This is a genomic window from Gordonia sihwensis NBRC 108236 (assembly GCF_000333035.1).
In the GTDB taxonomy this organism is placed as follows: Bacteria; Actinomycetota; Actinomycetes; order Mycobacteriales; family Mycobacteriaceae; genus Gordonia; species Gordonia sihwensis.
In genome coordinates, this window is record NZ_BANU01000006.1 from 212,152 (window position 1) to 227,081 (window position 14,930).

Consider the following 14,930-nt stretch of genomic DNA (forward strand, 5'->3'; position numbering starts at 1 on the left):
TTTATGAGTTCAGACGACTCGAAAGACATCTCGGACGCCCGGCCCGACGACGCAGATGCCGACGACACCGCCGTTGCCATGGACGCCTCGGAGTCCGGCAATGCGGCCAAGCGCGCCGAGCGGAAGGCGGGCAGGGAGAAGGCCGACAGCGTCTCGGTGACGATCTCGATGCGCCGGGTGAAGCAGGCGATCGTCGGACTGCTCGTCGTCGCCGTGATCGCCGTGATCGCGGTCGGCGGATGGCAGTTGTACGAGAAGGACCAGAAACTCGCGGCGTTCGACGACAGCAAGGCCGCCGCGTCGAACTTCGTCGGCACGTACTTCCAGGCGATGAGCGGTCCCAATGCGGACGCCAAGTCGCTGCGCGACGCGGTGGGCCCGCTCAGCACCGGTGAGTTCAAGAAGCGACTGGACTCGGACGCGGTCGTCAGCACCGAGTTCATGAAGGAGAACAAGGTCGAGAACATCAAGACCACGGTGACCTCCTCGATGGTCGAGTCCTTCAGTGCCGATCAGGCGACGGTGGTCCTCGGTGTGGACGTGACGGGCACCAGCGCCATCAGCACCACCGGAGGCAAGAATGCGATCCTGCTCCAGCTGAACATGAAGAAGGTCGACGGCGACTGGCTCGTGAGCGCGATCGAGGCAGGTCCCGGAGTCACCGTCGGCTCTCAGCAGGCGCAGCAGCAGATCCCGACACCCGCCCCGACGCAGACGCCCGCGCCGGTCCCCGGCGGATAGCCACCCGGATAGCCGTCCCGCGGCGGCTCAATCCGCCGGTTCGAGGACGGCCAGCGGACCGTCGCCCAGGAGGACGTCCGCACCGACGGTTCCGGTGAACACCGCGCCGGTGACGGCATCGCGCCAGGTTCCGGCGGGCAGTTCCACCTGGGCGGCAGCTCTGGTCTCGGCGCCGGTGAACATCAGGGCCAGCCGAACCGCGACGAGGACCACCTGCGGTTCGCCGTCGCGGCCGCGCGCGAAGCTGACGATGTGCGAGGCGCAGACCCCGCGCGCGGGGACGTCGATGAAGTCGCTGCCCGGGGCGAGGGCACCCGGATGCCTGCGCCGGACCGCCAGAGCGGTCCGCACGGCCTGGAGCTTCGGATGGTCGAGGCGCTGACCGTAATCGACAGGCCGCCGGTTGTCGGGGTCGGTCAGCGAATGGTCCCACCACTCGGTGCCCTGGTACACGTCGCCGACACCGGGCAGCAGGAGCGACAGGGCCTTGCGCGAGATCGACTCGGCGCGGCCGGCGTCGGCGATGAGTGCGACGAACGCGGCGATCAGCTCCGCCGCGAAACCGTGCTGCAGACTCGTCAGCCACTGCTGAACGGCCGACTCGGCAGCGTCGTCCACGTCGGTCCACGACGACACGATGCCGTTCTCCCGCATGGACTTGCGCGCGAACTCCGCGAGTCGACGGGCCAGGTCGGCGTCCGGCCGGCCCTCGTCGGGCCACACGCCGACCACGTTCTGTAGGAGGAAGTAGCACATCACCGGGTCCGGCGGCGGTGCGATCCGCTGCAGCTCGTCGACCAGGATCCGCCACCGTTGGGGCGTCTGTGCGATCACCGCGATCCGGGCGCGGACGTCCTCGCTGCGTTTGGTGTCGTGCGTCGACAGTGCAGTCAGCGCCCGCGGCCAGTGGGCCGCACGCTCGGTCATCCGCGCATGGAAGTCGTTGCGGTTCACGGCCGGGACCCGCGGATTGCATCCGAGTTCCTGCGTGGAGACCAGCCGTGCGGTGCGGTGGAACCCGATGTCCTCGGTGGCCTTGCCGTAGACCGCGACCGCGGCTTCGCCGAGTCGGGCGACCGCTTCCGGAGCGTAGTCCGGGTCGTGGAAGGCGTCACGGAGGACGTCGAACCCCGGTGACAGGATCGGACTGGCGTCCCGCAGCCGTTCGATGTCGGCCAACACCGTGCTTCGCAGCGAGGGGTAGTCGGGACGGGCGACCGACGCGGAGCAGATCATCAGGGCGGCGGCCTGCTGCACGAGGTGGGCGCGAACGTGCGGCGCACGCCGGCAGAGCAGATCGCCGACGCGCTGGAGTCGGTCGGGGAACAGGTCCACGAGCACGGTCTGGCGAAGTGCGCGCGCCAGAGCGCCGAGTTCGCCGCCGCCCGGGACGCCGGAGACGGATTTGAAGGTCTCGTCGAGTTCCACCATCCCCGTCGGTGCGGTGAAGCGGGCTTCGATCAGCCGGAGCTGGTCGTATCCGGTGGTGCCGTCGACGGGGAGGGCGGGGTCGAGCCGCTCGCCGATCGCGAGCCCCTTCTCTATGTAGAGGAGCCGATGGTCGCCGAGATCGGCGCGCAGCCGCCGGAGGTAACCGGCGGGATCGCGCAGCCCGTCCACGTGGTCGACGCGGACGCCGTCCACCAAGTCGTCGGCGATCAGTTCCCGGAGCCACGAGTGCGTCGCGTCGTAGACTTCCGGAACCTCCTGCCGCAGTGCGGCGAGCCCGTTGACGGCCAGGAACCGGCGGTAGCCGATGCGGCGGCTGTCGTGCCGGACGAGGCGGTACCGCTGGCGGGCGTGCACCGCGTGCGGGTCGTCGCCGGGTGACGCGGTCCCCGGGGCGGTGGGTACGGCGAGCGTGCCGAGGACCAGCCGTCCGCGCTCGTCGAGTCGCAGATCGGCGAGGTCCTCGTCGCGGCCGAGGTAGGGCAGGTTGACGATCCCGCCTGCGGCCTCGGTGTCGAGATCGAAGTACTCGGCGTACCGGGAGTCCAGGCCGTTCACCAGCACGTCCGACCACCAGGGATTGTGATCGGGGTCCGCGATTCCGACGTGGTTGGGGACGATGTCGAGGATGACGCCGAGTCCGAGGGCCCGGGCGTGCTCGCGAAGCAGCCGGTAGCCGTCGGGCCCGCCGAGAACACCGGAGATCCGCCCTGGCGGGCACCAGTCGTAGCCGTGCCGCGATCCGGGCATCGCCTCCAGGACGGGGGAGAGGTAGAGGTGACTGACACCGAGTTCGCACAGATGAGGCAGGATCCCGGCCACCTCGGCGAACGTGAAGTCAGGCGTGAGCTGGATGCGATAGGTGGCCACCGGGTCGGCGGGGGTGCCGGCCATACCTGTCCTCCGATCGCCTGCACTGGCCCCGGAGGTGAGGCGTCAGTGGATCTCCGGGCCGGTCCACGGCAGTGCCGCGGAGAGCTGACGCGACAGTTCCCGGGTGAGGCTCCGGACGTAGGTCGCGCTCAAGTGGTGATAGTCCTTGTACACGATGATGTTACCGACCACGGCGGGGCAGAAGTCGGCGGTGCAGAGCCCGTCGGAGAGGTCGAGCCGATGGAACAGCGGGTTGCGCGCGGCGTAGTCGGTCGCCGGATCGACCGGATGCAGTGCGCTGGTCCGCACCGTGCCGCACGAGCGCGCGGTGCCGCCTGCGGCGAGGCACTCGGGTGTGTTGATCGGCCCGCGGTCGTTGTGCGGCCACGGATCGTCGCGGATTCCGACGACGGGGATCCCGGCGCCGGTCAGTTCGTCGAAGATCCCGATGTACCCCTGCGGGACGTGATCGGCGGCGCCCGACGGGTCCGGCCGCGTCGAGTTCGTGAACACCGCGTCGGGGCGAGTCCGTTCGAGGTCGGCCATCACGTTGAGAATCCAGGTGCGGCACTCGGGATACGGCGTGCCCTCCAGCTTCGTCGGGTTCTCGTCGGACGTCAGCGGGCAGCCCATTTTGAGATAGGTGAGGACCTTGAATCCGTTGGCCTTGCCGATCGCGTCGAGGGCACCGATCCACATCTCGGCGTGCGAGCCGCCGGCGAGGGCGAGGGTCCTGGTGCCGTGCGGGTCGCCGTAGACGCCGATCGCGGGCTCGGTCGCGGCGAAGTCGCTCATGAATCCGTCCGGGCCGGTCTGCGGAAGGTCGTCGGCCACCGCGAGCGGCGTCGGCTGCGGGTCGAGTGCTGGAACGGGCGCGTTCTCGAGCAGGGCGCGGGCACCCGGATACAGGGCGGGGTCGAGGTTCGCGGTGTCGACGGTGACCGTCGCCATGTGACGGTCCCACGCCCGAATGGCTCCGGCAGTCCCGGCGGACATCGCGACCAGCATGACGGTCAGGATCGCGGCGTAGGTGATCCGCGGGTGCGCCGGCCACCGGATGTGCGCCATCGACGAGCGGCCGCCGCCGCGCAGCGGATCCTCCACGTACCGTTTCATCAGCCACGCTAGTCCCAGGGAGACGGCGAGGATGCCCGCGCCTTCGAGGACGTTCGCGTGCTGCGTTCCGCGCCAGGTGAGATAGAAGATCAGCAGCGGCCAGTGGATCAGATACAGCGAGTACGACAGTCCGCCGAGCCACACGGCGGGCCGGCTCGCGAGCATCCGGTTCGCGGCCGGCGCCGGGCGGTCGGAGGCCTGACCGGCCCAGATGACGAGGAGCGTGGCCCCCACCGGAACCCAGGCGAGCGCTCCCGGGTATTCGGCGACACCGTCGATCCACCAACCGCAGGTGGCGATCAACACCAGCGCTGCGACGGTGACCGCGCTGCGGATGCGGTCGGCGATGGGCCACCGCGGCATCCAGATCGCCAGGAGCCCGCCCACCAGCGGCTCCCACAGGCGCGAGCGCGTGTCGTAGTAGTTGAAGGGCTGATCGACGTGCAGCCGGTGCTGCGCCCAGACGAACGAGGCGACGGCGACGGCGGCGACGACGACCGCGAAGACACCGCGGATGACGCCTGCGCGGGTCAGCATCTCGTAGCGGCGGCCCGCCACCTTGATCAGTCCGGCGATGGCGAGCAGGACGATCAGGGCGCCGACGAAGAACTGGCCCTGCATGGACATGGACCAGAGGTGCTGCAGCGGGCTGTTCGCTGAGCTCGCGGCGAGGTAGTCCTGAGAGTTCTTCGCGAGGTAGTAGTTCTGGTAGTAGAGCGCGCTCGCGAAGGTCTCACGGCCGATGTTGAGCCAGCGGGTCTGTGCGATCACCAGGACTGTCAGGATCACGACCCCGATGAGCACCGTGTACAGCGCGGGCAGGAGTCGTTTGAGCAGACGCTGGAACCGCGGCCAGGGGTTGATCGTCTCCGCGAGCCCGAAGCTGACCGACTGGCTGTGAATGGTGTGCCGCAGGAGCGAGCCGATGAAGAAGTAGCCCGAGAGAGTGAGGAACACGTCGACGCCGCCGGAGACCCGGCCGAACCAGACGTGGAAGCATGCGACCAGGGCGATGGCGATGCCGCGGAGACCGTCGAGGTCTGAACGATAGGCGGGCACCGTCGGGGCCGTTGCCGTGGCAGGGCGATCGGTGGACGCGGGCACTGTCGTTGGTTTCTCTCTCCGGGCACGGGCCTCCCGGGCGGGTGGCCGCCTCAGTAATCTACGTGCCCGCCTGCGCCGGACGAAATCTCGGCCTGCGGCGGGTGCGGTGCGCGGGTCAGTGCGTCTGTGCGGCGCTGCGGGCCCGGGCGCCGTCGAGGATCACCTCGAGCGCGTCGTCGAACTCCGCGTCGAAGACCCGGCCGGACGGTCCGGTGACGCCGAGCCGCTCCATCTGTGTCCGGGTCTGCTCCTCGATCGTCAGACCGATGGTCAGCTGGCAGATGGCCGTCGCCAGACCCGACTGGGCCTGGCGGTCGAGGCCGCCGCGGGCGGCGATGTCGGCGATCACCGTCTCGATGCCGCGGTCGGCCAGTCCCGACGCCCAAGCCGAGGAGACCACCTCGGCGCTGTCCGGGACGGCGAGCAGCGCCTGGCGCATGTCCGTCGCCAACCGGTGCAGATCGGCGAGCCAGTCGATGTCCTCGGACGCCCCGGGAACGGTCGAGAGGATGTCTTCGGCGAGCGCGGCGAGCATCGACTGCTTGTTCGGGAAGTGCCAGTACAGCGCGTTCGGCCGGACGCCGAGATCTGATGCCAGCCGCCGCATCGTGAGATCGGCGAGGCTGTGCTCGGCGAGGATGGCCCGCGCCGCAGCGAGAATGTCCGATCTCGTGTTGCTCACACCGCCACCCTATCCTGACCTGCCCTGTACGTCGTACAGGCGTCTCCTGTACATCGTTCAGGACGTCCTGTACGGTGTCCAGGAATCGAGGAATCCGTGTGGGATGTGCAACGAACAGGAGGCCGGTATGGACCAGACCACCATCGCGCAGATCGATGCGAAGCACGTCTGGCACCCGTACGGCGGCTTCCCGTCCAGTACGCGGCCGCTGGTGGTGCGGGACTGCGCGGGCGTGCACATCCGGCTCGCCGACGGCACCGAACTGATCGACGGGATGAGCTCGTGGTGGTCGGCCGTTCACGGCTACCGTCACCCGCGACTCGACGCGGCGCTCGCCGAACAGGCCCGTCGTATGTCGCACGTGATGTTCGGCGGGCTCACACATGAGCCCGCGGCGAGACTGGCCCAGACGCTGGTGAGCCTGACTCCCGATCCGCTCCAGAAGGTCTTCTTCGCCGACTCCGGTTCGGTGTCGGTGGAGGTCGCGGTGAAGATGGCGGTGCAGTACTGGCGCAGTCGCGGGCGCAGCGAGAAGCACCGCCTGCTGACCTGGCGGGGCGGCTACCACGGCGACACCTTCGCGCCCATGAGCGTCTGCGATCCCGAGGGCGGCATGCACTCGATGTGGCGCGGAGTGATCGCCGAGCAGGTCTTCGTCCCCGCGCCTCCGGACGCGCGTGCGGGTGCGTCCGCCGACGAGGCCTACCTGACCATGTTCGACGCGCAACTCGAACTGCATCGCGATCGACTGGCCGCAGTGATCGTCGAACCGGTGGTCCAGGGTGCCGGCGGGATGCGGTTCCACTCGCCGTCGCTGATCGCGGGGCTGCGGCGACTGTGCGATCGCCACGACGTGCTGCTGATCTGCGACGAGATCGCCACCGGCTTCGGCCGGACCGGCACCCTTTTCGCGGTCGACGCCGCGGCCGTCAGCCCCGACATCGTGTGCGTGGGGAAGGCGCTGACCGGCGGCTACCTGACGCTGGCCGCCACCCTCACCACCGATGAGATCGCCGCGACCATCAGCCGCGGCGAGGCGGGAGGTCTGGCACACGGACCGACCTTCATGGCCAACCCACTGGCCTGCGCGGTCGCCTGTGCGTCCCTGGAGGTACTCGCCGAATCGGACTGGCGGACGCGCGTGCCGCAGATCGGCCGCCGGCTCAGCGCGGGGCTGGCGTCGTTGACCGAGGTGGCAGGCGTCGCCGACGTACGCACACTGGGGGCGATCGCGGTGATCGAGCTCGATCGCGAGGTCGACGTCGCTGCGGCCACCGACGCGGCGATCGCGCGCGGAGTGTGGGTGCGGCCGTTCCGAAACCTGATCTACGCCATGCCGCCGTACATCATCACCGATGCACAGATCGACGTGCTGACAGCAGGCATGACCGCGGCGGCGAGGGCGTCGGTGGAGGCGTCGGTGGAAGCAGACACCCGCGAGGACGAGGAGTTGGCATCATGAGCGCACCGTGGCTGGCGGACATCGCCGCGCGGACCCTGAACGCAGGACTGCACCGGGAACCCGTGGTGCGCCAGGCCGGAGCGACCGAGATCAACCTCGCGTCCAACGACTACCTCGGGCTGTCGAGCCATCCGGACGTGATCGCCGGGGCACACGCCGCACTCGACCGGTGGGGTGCGGGCTCCACCGCCTCCCGTCTGGTCGCGGGAACCACGCAGGCGCACATCGACTTCGAGAACGACCTCGCTGAGTTCCTGGGTTTCGAAGCCGCTCTGGCCTTCTCGTCCGGGTATCTGGCCAACGTCGGCGCGATCACCGCGCTCGTGGGCCGGGGTGATCTCATCGTGAGCGACACCGGAGCGCACGCCTCGCTGATCGACGGATGCCGGCTGTCGCGGGCGCGCGTGGAAGTGGTGCCGCGCGGCGACGCCGATGCCGTGGAGCGAGTGCTCGCCGCACGGTCGGAGGAACGCGCGCTGGTCGTGACGGATTCGATCTACAGCATCGACGGCCGGATCGCTCCGCTCCGCGAGTACTACGACACGGCCACTCGGCACGGCGCGATCATGCTCGCCGACGAGGCGCATGCGCTGGGCGTGCGCGGCCCCGGCGGGCGGGGAGTCGCGGCCGAACAGGGACTGTCCGGCGCTCCCGGTCTGGTGATCACGACGGTCGGGTCTAAGTCGCTCGGTGCACAGGGCGGCATCGTTCTCGGCACGCATCTGCTCCGCGAGCATCTCATCGACCATGCCCGGACCTTCATCTTCGACACCGGTCTCAACCCGGCCGCCGTCGGGGCGGCGCATGCGGCGCTGCGCATTCTGCGCGGCGATCCGCAGATGCCCGACCGGCTCCGCGCCGGAGTGCGCCGGCTCGCCGCCGCCTGCGGTGGCGGGATCCCCGACGCCGCAGTGGTGTCGCTGATCGTGGGCGACCCGGTGGCCGCGGTCGACGCCGCCGCGCTGTGCCGGGAGCAGGGCGTCTTCGTCGGATGCTTCCGACCGCCGTCGGTGCCCGAGGGCACTTCACGGTTGCGCCTGACCGTCCGCGCCGACCTCGATGACGCCGACCTCGACTTCGTGGCCTCAGTCGTGACCGGCGCGCTGCGCCGGGTGGAGGCCGCATGACCGCGCGGATCATGGTCGTCACCGGCACGTCGACGGATGTCGGCAAGACGGTCGCGGTCGCTGCGCTGGCGGCCGCCGCCCAGGCCGCCGGACTCCGCGTCGGCGTGTGCAAGGCCGCGCAGACGGGGGTCGCGCCCGGCGAACCGGGCGACCTCGACGAGGTGCGCCGCCTGGCCGGACCGATCCCGGTGCGCGAGCCGGCACGGTATCCCGAGCCGCTGGCCCCCGAGACCGCCGCCGCGCGGGCCGGAATGGAGCCGGTGACACTCGATGCGATCGCCTCGGCGACCGAGGGACTCGCCGCCGTCACCGATCTGGTGCTGGTGGAAGGTGCGGGCGGCGTGCTGGTGCGACTCGGTCCGGACTTGACCGTGCTCGGCGTCGCCCGCCGACTCAGCGCGGAGATGCTGGTGGTCGCGGACCCGGGGCTCGGAACTCTCAACCACACCGAACTCACCGCGCGGGCGATCGCCGCAGCCGGGGTGAGGCTGCGCGGTCTGGTGATCGGTTCCTGGCCCGGCGAACCGGATCTCGCGATGCGGTGCAACCTCGCCGACCTTCCACGGCTGACGGGAGCGCCGATCGTCGCGACCGTCCCCGCAGGGGTCGGGCGGTCACCGGCCGACGACTTCCGCGCCGCCGCACCGAAGTGGGTCGACGCCTCGCTGTTCCACGTGGACGCGACCTGTTCATGACGCCGAGAACGCGCCGCACAGCGCCGGCCGAGGGGGATACGCCCTCACCCGGGGCGTCACCGGCACGTTCCTAGAAACCTCACACCCATTCACGAAGGAGATCTCCCCATGACCACGACCGCCGACACCTCGGCTCCGGCAGCCGCGGACACCGCCGACATCCTCGCCGTCGCGCGCGAGCAGGTCCTGGAGCGCGGTGAGGGACTGAGTCAGGACCAGGTCCTGCGCGTCCTGCAGCTCGACGACGACCGCCTGACCGAACTGTTGCAGCTCGCGCACGATGTGCGGCTGCGGTGGTGCGGTCCCGAGGTGGAAGTGGAGGGCATCATCTCGCTCAAGACCGGCGGCTGCCCCGAGGACTGCCACTTCTGCAGTCAGTCGGGACTGTTCGCCTCTCCGGTCCGCAGCGCCTGGATCGACATCCCGTCGCTCGTGGAGGCGGCCAAGCAGACGGCCAAGACCGGAGCGACGGAGTTCTGCATCGTCGCCGCCGTGCGTGGACCGGACAAGCGACTGATGACTCAGGTCGCCGCGGGCATCGAGGCCATCCGCAACGAGGTCGACATCCAGATCGCCTGCAGCCTGGGCATGCTCACGCAGGAGCAGGTCGACGAGCTCGCAGCGATGGGTGTCCACCGCTACAACCACAATCTGGAGACCGCGCGCAGTCACTTCCCGAAGGTCGTCACCACGCACACGTGGGAGGAGCGCTGGGGCACCCTGAGGATGGTGCGTGAGGCGGGCATGGAGGTCTGCTGCGGCGGCATCCTCGGCATGGGGGAGACCCTCGAGCAGCGCGCGGAGTTCGCCGCCGATCTCGCGGCGCTCGAGCCCGACGAGGTGCCGCTGAACTTCCTGAACCCGCGTCCGGGCACGCCCTTCGGCGACCTGGACGTACTGCCGGCCTCGGAGGCGCTGAAGTCGGTGGCCGCGTTCCGGCTCGCGCTGCCCCGCACCATCCTGCGGTTCGCGGGCGGCCGCGAGATCACCCTCGGCGATCTCGGAGCCAAGCAGGGCATCCTCGGCGGCATCAACGCCGTCATCGTGGGCAACTACCTGACCACTCTCGGCCGGCCCGCGGAGGACGATCTCGATCTGCTCGACGACCTGAGCATGCCCATCAAAGCCCTCAATGACACGCTGTGACCCGCGCCGGTAGCCTCGAAGGTCGTGGCCCGTCCGCCGCGGCTATCAGATTCCAGGAGGCGTCGACCATGACGAGCGTGATCCCCGGTCCGCTGCAGCAGCCGCTGCGCTTCGGCGTGTACACCGGCATCGAGCTCGAACTCCAGGCTGCGGACGAGGTTCCCACTGCGGCGCGACTCGGCCTGGAGCCGCCGCGCTTCTGCGGCCAGTGCGGCCGCCGGATGGTGGTGCAGGTGCGGCCGGACGGTTGGGATGCACGGTGCTCCAGGCACGGAACGGTCGACTCGTCGGAGCTGGGACAGCGATGAACGCGCGCCGGGTGGTCGCGGTCGTACTCGCGCTGTTCGCCGCGGCGGTGGCGGTCGGAGGACTGTGGGTGCTGTTGGCTCCCGCACCCGATGTCGTCGTCGAACACGGCGGGCAGATGCGTTTCGCGACCGAGGCCGACCCGGCGAAGCTCTTCGACGGGGTGGCGATCTTCTCCTTCCTCTGCCTCGGACTGGGCGTGCTGATCGGACTCGCCACCTGGTTCGGGCTGCGCACGTCGAGGGGTGTCGGCGGATTCGCGTTCGTGGTGCTGATGTCCATCGCCACGTCGGCGCTCGCGCTGAACCTGGCCGACCGCTTCGGCCGGATGTCGCACGGCGAGATCGAGCGGTCCGTACCGGGCTCCTACTCCGGGACGGTGAACCTCTGGCTCGACGGCGACGTCGGTCCGGCCTGGGTGCTGCTGCTGTGTGCGCCGACGGCCGGCGCGCTGGTCTATCTCGTGTGCGTTCTCTCGAGCGCGCACGCAGATCTCGGCGTGGGCGATCTGCCTGCGGACGAGTTCGGTGAGATGCGCGAGCCGTTGCCGGTCGGTGCGGTCGGAGCATCCGACGGCGGCGAGGTCGTGCCGCCCTCGCAACCGGGAGACCCGAGCGGACGCTGAGGCGGGACGTGGGGAAGTGCGGGCCGTCACATGGGTGGGCGCAGCGCGGCGAATTCGTCGGTCACCCTGATCCGAGCGTCCGCGAACTCATACAGCGCGGGCGGACGGCCACCCGTCCGGCCGGTGCGGCCGACGGTTCCCGTCGCCACGACCACTCCGCGGCGTGAGAGGACCCGCAGCAGATTCGTCGAGTCGACCGGGTAGCCCAGCGCCGCTCCATAGATCTCGGAGAGTTCGGACATCGGGAACTGGCTCGGCGCCAGAGCGAACGCGATGTTGGTGTACGAGAGCTTGCCCGCCAGACGATGCCGTGCGAGGTCGATGACGTCGCGGTGGTCGTAGGCCAGTTCCGGCAACTCGTCGACGGCGAACCATGCGGCATCGGCGACGGTCTCGGCGGGGATATCGCTCGGCACCAGCGCCAGGAAAGTCGATGCGACGGTTCGCTGTTCGGGCACGCGGTCCGGGTCGGAGAACACCGACAGCTGTTCGAGGTGGGCCACCCGAGTGAGCCCGGCGCGGGCACCGAGCCATCTCAGCGCGGCCGCCCCCAGCGTCTCGCGCTCAACGATCGGTCCGCCGGGCAACGCCCATCCGGCCTGCTCGCACCGATGCAGCAGCACATGCAGCGCCGGGACGTCGACGTCGGTTTCGCGCACCTGGAAGACAGCGGTGAGCACCTCGACGCGCACGGTGGTTTCGGCCATGCGATCCAGATTAGGAGACGGTCGTTCCGCTGCGCATTCGGTCCCGGTGGACGGTCACGGGTGAGTGACCCAGGTGCTCCCGCCGCACATGATGAACAGTCCCGACGGATCCCGCGACACCCGATCGACGCTGCTGTCGCAGGGATCGCCGACATTGTGGACGCTTCCGTCGTCGTCTCCGTGCTGGAGCCAGTGCGGCGTCGGCCTACCGGAGTAGCCGCAGACCAGACTGCGGCCGGAGGCGTCTGTCTGGAAAGTGCGTACTTCCGAGTCCGAACACTCCGAACCCTCGACGACCGGCGGTGCCTCCTCCGTGACCGGCTCCTCGACAGCCGGCGGGTCGGGTCTCTCGGTCTGGGACGGCGGGGATTGCGTGACCGACACGGTGACGGTCGCCGGCGGAGCTGCGGCGTCGTTCGATCGCTGAGGGTCCATCAGGACGATCGTGACCGCGACCGCGACAGCCACCGCCAATAGAACCGCAACGGCCACGAGTATCCGCGTCACATGTCGTGTCGCCATCGATGCAGTCACCTCTTCGGCCTCGTCCCACGTGAATGGAAGCACCGTAGCCCACTGCACCGGCAGGCCTTGGCGTTCCCGCTGACAGCGCGCCCGAACGCTGTCACGACCGGGCGGGAATGCGTCGTCGATCACAGGTGTTACGATGACGAGGTGTTTTCGATCTATGGTCGAAAACCTCTGGCGCACAGCCCGCGCTCGAGACCACGCGATGGGAGAGCAGTCGTCATGACTACTGGAACCGTGATCACCCGGACCGAGACCGAACTCGGCATGCCCGACCCCCGCCACGGTATTCCGCCCGCCTACGGCGGCGTGGAGCCGACGGCCGAGTGGGCCGAGGAGATCAAGCGGCTGGCGAAGGCGCGCAACGCCTCGATCCTGGCTCACAATTACCAGCTGCCCGCGATTCAGGACATCGCCGACCATGTCGGCGATTCGCTCGCACTGTCGAGGATCGCCGCGGAGACCGATGCGGACGAGATCATCTTCTGCGGTGTGCACTTCATGGCCGAGACCGCCAAGATCCTGAGTCCAGAGAAGCGGGTACTGATCCCGGACGAGCGAGCGGGCTGCTCGCTCGCCGATTCGATCACCGCGGACGACCTGCGTGCTTGGAAGGCTGAGTTCCCGGACGCGGTCGTCGTCTCGTACGTCAACACCACCGCTGAGGTGAAGGGACTGACGGACATCTGCTGCACCTCGTCGAACGCGGTGGACGTGGTCGCGTCGATCGATCCGGACAAGGACGTGCTGTTCCTGCCGGACCAGTTCCTCGGTGCCCACGTGAAGCGTGAGACGGGGCGCGACAACATTCACATCTGGGCGGGCGAGTGCCACGTGCACGCCGGCATCAACGGCGATGAACTCACCGAACAGACCGAGAGTCACCCCGGCGCCGACCTGTTCATTCATCCCGAGTGCGGGTGCGCCACGTCGGCGCTCTATCTGTCGGGCGAGGGCGTCGTGCCGCAGGAGCGCGTCAAGATCCTCTCCACCGGCGGCATGATCGACGCCGCGCGAGCCACTCACGCCAAGCAGGTGCTGGTGGCGACCGAGGTCGGCATGCTGCACCAGCTGCGTCGTGCGGCGCCGGAGATCGACTTCCAGCCGGTCAACGATCGTGCAGCCTGCCCGTACATGAAGATGATCACCCCGGCGGCGCTGCTGCGATGCCTCACCGAGGGCAAGGACGAAGTCCACGTCGCTCCGGATGTGGCCGCCCGTGCACGGCGCTCGGTGGAGAGGATGATCGCGATCGGCAATCCCGGTAGCGGAGAATAGGCGGAGTGAACTCCTTCATCGGTCAGCAACAGGCAACCGGCGATCTGGATCTCGTCGTCGACGAGGAACTCATCGCTCTGATCCGCACGGCACTCCTGGAGGATCTTCGATACGGTCCCGACATCACCACGCTGGCGACCGTGCCACCGGAGACGGTCGCGGACGCGAAGATCGTCTCCCGCCAGCCCGGCGTGCTCGCCGGCCTGCCGGTGGTCCGGGCCGTGTTCGACGAGGTGATCGGGAGCGATAACTACGTAGTCACCGAGCAACTCGACGATGGCTCGCGCGTCGAACCCGGGTCGGTCGCTCTCGCGCTGCGTGCCCCGGCGACCTCGTTGTTGACCGCGGAGCGTACCGCCCTCAACCTGCTGTGCCATCTGTCCGGTATCGCCACGGCGACGGCTGCGTGGGTCGACGCCGTGGACGGCACGCGTGCACAGATCCGGGATTCGCGGAAGACGCTGCCCGGTATGCGCGCGCTGCAGAAGTATGCGGTCCGGGCGGGCGGCGGAGTGAACCATCGGATGGGTCTCGGTGATGCCGCGCTCATCAAAGACAATCACGTGGTCGCCGCGGGCGGTGTCGCGCAGGCGCTCGAAGCGGTCCGCGCTGCGGCGCCGGATGTTCCGGTGGAGGTGGAGGTCGATTCGCTGGAGCAGCTCGACGAGGTCCTCGAGCTCGCGCCCCAGCTGGTTCTGCTCGACAACTTCGAGCCGTGGCAGACGCAGATGGCGGTGCAGCGCCGAGACACGCGGTCGCCCGAGACGAAGCTCGAATCATCAGGCGGACTGGCACTGGACTCGGCGATGGACTACGCGAGGACCGGTGTGGACTACCTCGCCGTCGGGGCATTGACCCACTCGGTCACGGTCCTCGACTTCGGCTTGGACATGTGACCGACGGTGTTCGCGCACTCCTGTGCCCGGCCGGGTGTGTCCGGTCAGGCGGCCAGGAGTGTGTCGAGGTAGTTCTCGATCCGGGATTCGCTGGGTTCGGGCGGCGGTTGGGGTTGGTGGTCCGGTAGGAGTTCGGCGTGGTGGATCTGGTTGATCCGCCATCCGGGCGGTCTTGTCCCGCCGCGGCTGGTGTTG

General features: G+C 69.2%; 14 protein-coding genes. 9 read left to right on the forward strand and 5 right to left on the reverse strand.

Annotation, left to right across the window (positions count from 1 at the left end):
• Positions 1 to 3 precede the first annotated feature (3 nt).
• On the forward strand, positions 4 to 741 hold the full coding sequence (locus GSI01S_RS05015; RefSeq protein ID WP_039866959.1) for a hypothetical protein: 738 nt from the start codon (positions 4 to 6) through the stop codon (positions 739 to 741).
• Between the two features lie 27 nt (positions 742 to 768).
• Here the strand turns inward: GSI01S_RS05015 and treY are convergent, their stop codons facing one another.
• The 3 genes from treY to GSI01S_RS05030 form a co-directional block, all read right to left on the reverse strand.
• Positions 769 to 3,084: a malto-oligosyltrehalose synthase gene (treY, locus tag GSI01S_RS05020; protein ID WP_006895359.1), complete on the reverse strand. Its 2,316-nt coding sequence runs from the start codon at positions 3,082 to 3,084 to the stop codon at positions 769 to 771.
• 42 nt (positions 3,085 to 3,126) lie between these two features.
• Positions 3,127 to 5,283, reverse strand: coding sequence for an acyltransferase family protein (locus GSI01S_RS05025; RefSeq protein ID WP_006895360.1), 2,157 nt, complete (start codon positions 5,281 to 5,283; stop codon positions 3,127 to 3,129).
• Between the two features lie 115 nt (positions 5,284 to 5,398).
• Positions 5,399 to 5,965: a TetR family transcriptional regulator gene (locus GSI01S_RS05030; RefSeq protein ID WP_006895361.1), complete on the reverse strand. Its 567-nt coding sequence runs from the start codon at positions 5,963 to 5,965 to the stop codon at positions 5,399 to 5,401.
• 127 nt (positions 5,966 to 6,092) lie between these two features.
• On the opposite strand from GSI01S_RS05030, the gene GSI01S_RS05035 reads away from it, so the two are divergent.
• From GSI01S_RS05035 to GSI01S_RS05060, 6 genes are all read left to right on the forward strand, one after another.
• On the forward strand, positions 6,093 to 7,427 hold the full coding sequence (locus tag GSI01S_RS05035; RefSeq protein ID WP_006895362.1) for an adenosylmethionine--8-amino-7-oxononanoate transaminase: 1,335 nt from the start codon (positions 6,093 to 6,095) through the stop codon (positions 7,425 to 7,427).
• Complete coding sequence (locus tag GSI01S_RS05040; RefSeq protein WP_006895363.1) at positions 7,424 to 8,554, forward strand: 8-amino-7-oxononanoate synthase; 1,131 nt, start codon at positions 7,424 to 7,426, stop codon at positions 8,552 to 8,554. Before GSI01S_RS05035 ends, GSI01S_RS05040 begins: the two co-directional genes overlap by 4 nt.
• Positions 8,551 to 9,249 carry a dethiobiotin synthase gene (bioD, locus tag GSI01S_RS05045; protein WP_006895364.1) on the forward strand — a complete coding sequence of 233 codons (699 nt, stop codon included), beginning with the start codon at positions 8,551 to 8,553 and terminating at the stop codon, positions 9,247 to 9,249. Before GSI01S_RS05040 ends, bioD begins: the two co-directional genes overlap by 4 nt.
• 108 nt (positions 9,250 to 9,357) lie before the next feature.
• Positions 9,358 to 10,395 carry a biotin synthase BioB gene (bioB, locus tag GSI01S_RS05050; protein WP_006895365.1) on the forward strand — a complete coding sequence of 346 codons (1,038 nt, stop codon included), beginning with the start codon at positions 9,358 to 9,360 and terminating at the stop codon, positions 10,393 to 10,395.
• Between the two features lie 68 nt (positions 10,396 to 10,463).
• Positions 10,464 to 10,703 (forward strand): biotin synthase auxiliary protein BsaP, encoded by a 240-nt coding sequence (bsaP, locus tag GSI01S_RS05055; protein ID WP_039866961.1) that lies wholly within the window; start codon positions 10,464 to 10,466, stop codon positions 10,701 to 10,703.
• Positions 10,700 to 11,326, forward strand: a complete 627-nt coding sequence (locus GSI01S_RS05060) for a DUF2567 domain-containing protein (RefSeq protein ID WP_006895367.1) — start codon at positions 10,700 to 10,702, stop codon at positions 11,324 to 11,326. The genes bsaP and GSI01S_RS05060 overlap by 4 nt, the downstream gene beginning before the upstream one ends.
• A 26-nt stretch (positions 11,327 to 11,352) precedes the next feature.
• Here the strand turns inward: GSI01S_RS05060 and GSI01S_RS05065 are convergent, their stop codons facing one another.
• Positions 11,353 to 12,033 (reverse strand): NUDIX hydrolase, encoded by a 681-nt coding sequence (locus GSI01S_RS05065; RefSeq protein ID WP_006895368.1) that lies wholly within the window; start codon positions 12,031 to 12,033, stop codon positions 11,353 to 11,355.
• A gap of 54 nt (positions 12,034 to 12,087) precedes the next feature.
• Positions 12,088 to 12,744 carry a hypothetical protein gene (locus GSI01S_RS20465; RefSeq protein ID WP_231650325.1) on the reverse strand — a complete coding sequence of 219 codons (657 nt, stop codon included), beginning with the start codon at positions 12,742 to 12,744 and terminating at the stop codon, positions 12,088 to 12,090.
• Between the two features lie 84 nt (positions 12,745 to 12,828).
• Between GSI01S_RS20465 and nadA the strand changes: the two genes are divergently transcribed.
• Positions 12,829 to 13,839: a quinolinate synthase NadA gene (gene nadA, locus GSI01S_RS05075; protein WP_051999609.1), complete on the forward strand. Its 1,011-nt coding sequence runs from the start codon at positions 12,829 to 12,831 to the stop codon at positions 13,837 to 13,839.
• Positions 13,840 to 13,844: 5 nt separating this feature from the next.
• The gene (gene nadC / locus GSI01S_RS05080; protein WP_006895371.1) at positions 13,845 to 14,735 is read left to right on the forward strand and encodes a carboxylating nicotinate-nucleotide diphosphorylase; all 891 of its coding nucleotides are present in this window, start codon (positions 13,845 to 13,847) and stop codon (positions 14,733 to 14,735) included.
• Positions 14,736 to 14,930: the final 195 nt, after the last annotated feature.